This window comes from Rhizobium sp. PDO1-076, from assembly GCF_000247475.1.
Lineage (GTDB): Bacteria > Pseudomonadota > Alphaproteobacteria > Rhizobiales > Rhizobiaceae > Allorhizobium.
In genome coordinates, this window is the sequence record NZ_AHZC01000189.1 from 1 (window position 1) to 3,151 (window position 3,151).

A 3,151-nucleotide genomic window follows, 5' to 3' on the forward strand; every position below is an offset into this window, starting at 1 on the left:
GGCGTTGAACAAGAAGCGCAATGCCGATTCGGCATCCTCGCCATAGACGCCACGATATTCGTCATAGGCTGCGCCGGAACGATCATCAACGACAGAGAACAGCATCAAGCTCGGACGACCGCGGCCCTCTGCCAGCCACAAAGGTGCCTTCACCTGTTTCAGGTCAGAGGGGCTCATATCGAAGTGCCAAAGCTCGTTGGAACGCTTGGCCTGAAAGCGCACGGCGGCAACCGGCTGGATGACCCGGGCGAGATCATAGCCGTTTGCCTTCATGAACCGATCGACGGTTGCTCGCGACAACGTCCTTTGGCCACCTGAACCAGGCCGTCAGGCGTCTCGACGCCGTCGCCCTCCAGGAATTCAATGGCTCGTCGGGTGGAAAGATGCCGACCTTTCTTATTGGACGTCCGCAGCTTCAAAGCGGCAATGATTTCGGCGTACCGCTCCATCTGGGCCTTGGGCAGCGTCCGGGTCGAACCGTGATCCGACCGGCGAACCGGCTTCGGTTGGTTAAGGTCTCGAAGGGCGCGATAGATCGTCCAAACCGACACCCCGTACGCGTCCGTCAATCGCTGAACGACATCGCCACGGCTCGGGTCACGGGCCGTCAGCAAAGACAACCGCCGACGAAGATCGACAAGGGCCTCACTGGGCGGACGCTTGCCCCGCTTAGCCATGGTCCGCTCCGGCAAATGCCAAGGCTTCCTGATTGTCGCGATACTTCCCCAGATGACGATAAAGTGTCGCCCCCGACACGCCCATGCGCTTGGCGACATCCTGTGCCGGCAGATTGCCTTGCTTCATCAAGGCGCGGGCAGCCAGGATATCGCCTAGGCGGGCGGGCGCCGCCCTTACGCCCTTGGCGGCGAGCCTCCTGCAACCCGGCTGCGGTCCTCTCCCGGATCAGGGCGCGTTCAAATTGCGCGATCGCGCCGAAGACATGGAAGATAAGCACACCGCCCGGTGTCGTAGTATCGATGCTCTCGGTCAACGAGACCAGGCCAACGCCGCGCTTCTCAAGGTCTTCCGCCGTGGTGATCAATTTGCGCAATGATCGCGCCAGACGGTCCAGCTTCCAAACGACAAGCGTATCGCCTGACCGTAGCACATCCTCCAATACGCGGCGGAGTTCGGGCCGATCGTCACGGGCGCCCGAACCGCGCTCGACGAACACCTTCTCGCAACCCTGTTGCTTCAGGGCTTCAAGTTGAAGCTCCGGATTCTGATCGACGGTACTGACCTTGGCATAACCCACTCGCATGCGATTTCCTCGCAAAAGTCGTGCGAAGGATGGCATTTTGAGAGGGAGCAATCAAGAATAGTTTCGAGAAGGATTATGGTGCCACGACATCCGTTTTATCCCGAGCCAGCCGGCGTCGCAGAAACGACCGTTTCCAAGAACGCCCAAACCCAGTCGCCGGAATGAAATAGGCCGAGTGGATCCACGGACGCGACCATTGCCGCCAATCGAAATCGCTGGATCGAGCCATTCCAAGACCGACCGGCCCATTGGCAAAAAGCGTGAGCAGGATTTTACGATTGCAAGCACGCCGCATCGATGGCGAGTACATTGGCAATTAATGTGAGCACAGATGGTATTTCATTGTCAGATAATCTGAGCAAAAACCTGCTCCGTTTGCGAGTACGAGCCCGGATGATTGCAGGCGCCTACATGTAGATCTCAAATCGCTCCAGACAGGCAATGATTTTCGGCCGGGCATCACCATCGTCGGGTGGGATGGTCTCCACCAATTGCCGGGCTTCCTGGTAGGCTAGCGCGATATGTCGCCGTTTATCGGCGTCACTTTGAAGGATGACGCCGATCGTGAACGCGAGAGTTTCCGCCAGATCCTCGGTTTCGTCGCTCATGCCGGATCGAATACCCCCTTAAATTCTGGATCGGCATAATAGGCGAGCTTGGCTGCGGTGATCGGCCGTTGCCCGGCAAGGAACAGCAGTTCAAGATTTTGCGGCAGGTTGCGGACCTCATCCGGGGTGAGCAGCGGCCGGGCCGTGTGGTGTTGGCTGTAGGAGATGCCGGACTTTTCGGAATCCAGCGCTCGAGCCATAGTTTGGAATACGACCGTTTCCTGACCCAGCAGATCGGAGACCAGACGGGCGCTGTCGTGATCGTTGACACCGAAGATCTGGAGGACCCCGGCATTCGACAGGAATGTACCGGCGCGTTGTCCGTATGTAGAGCGCAACTGGTGGACATCTTGCAGGATCAGCCAGAGCTGAACGCCGTAGCCGGCCATGAGGCCCATGGCGCGCTCCACGGGCGCAAGATGGCCGAGAGCAGCAAACTCATCGAGCAGATAGAGGACAGGCATAGCGGGCCTTGCCGGATCGCGGGCCATATCAGTCAGACTTTGGGTGACCAGCAGACGCAGCCATCTGGAGTAGGCGGAAAGCCGATCGGGCGGCAGCACCAGAAATACCGTGGCGTTGCGCGTCTTCAGATCAGCGAATGTAAAATCGGAGCGCCCCAGGACTGTCGTCATCCGAGGGCTGTCGAGGAAGTGGGTATGGCGCTGGGCAGCCGACAGCACGCCGGCGGCCTCGCGATCGGACTTGCCAAGGTGGCGATTGGCGGCGCGGGCGATCAGACCGTTGATGTCGGTGCTACCCTGCATGCGCTTCAGGAGGGCCGCAAAGCTGTCCGGTGCGAGCGTCAGGTATTCGCGCAAGGTTCCAAGATGACGGCGACCGTGGGTTTCGACGGCGACGATCTTAAGGATAAGTCCGGCGATGAGGGCTTTCGCCTCTTCATTCCAGTGTGCTTCGCCGGCCATTCCTGGTTCATCGAACACCAGAGCGTCGGCAAGTGTGCTGGCATCTTCAGCGACATCGATGCCATAGGGATCGAGGGCATCAAGCGGATTGAAGGCGGCCGAGGGCCTGCGGGTGACACCAAAGGGATCAAGGATATGGACTGCTCCGAACTTCTCACGGGCGCGTCCGGCTATTCTGGCGTTCTCGCCCTTGGGGTCGATGCAGATCACCGATCGATCAGCGGTCAGCAGGTTCGGGATGATGGTGCCGACGCCTTTGCCGGTTCTTGTCGGAGCCATGGTCAGCAGATGGGCTGGCCCCTCATATCGGAACAACTTGCCCGTTTTGCTGTCGCGGCCGATTAGCAGACCGCTAT

At 59.5% G+C, this 3,151-nt stretch carries 3 protein-coding genes and 2 pseudogenes; all 5 read right to left on the reverse strand.

The features are described from left to right. A pseudogene (locus tag PDO_RS11945) lies at positions 1-677 on the reverse strand (transposase family protein); the annotation flags it as partial. Continuing rightward, on the reverse strand, positions 670-804 hold the full coding sequence (locus PDO_RS29340; RefSeq protein ID WP_348225824.1) for a hypothetical protein: 135 nt from the start codon (positions 802-804) through the stop codon (positions 670-672). The gene PDO_RS29340 and the pseudogene PDO_RS11945, both read right to left, overlap by 8 nt. 109 nt (positions 805-913) lie before the next feature. Then, positions 914-1,297, reverse strand: a pseudogene (locus tag PDO_RS11950) (recombinase family protein); the annotation flags it as partial. Positions 1,298-1,668: 371 nt separating this feature from the next. Beyond that, on the reverse strand, positions 1,669-1,869 hold the full coding sequence (locus PDO_RS11955) for a hypothetical protein (RefSeq protein ID WP_009109793.1): 201 nt from the start codon (positions 1,867-1,869) through the stop codon (positions 1,669-1,671). Continuing rightward, the coding region (locus tag PDO_RS11960) for a type IV secretory system conjugative DNA transfer family protein (protein WP_009109795.1) at positions 1,866-3,151 on the reverse strand (1,286 nt) is incomplete at its 5' end. The genes PDO_RS11960 and PDO_RS11955, both read right to left, overlap by 4 nt.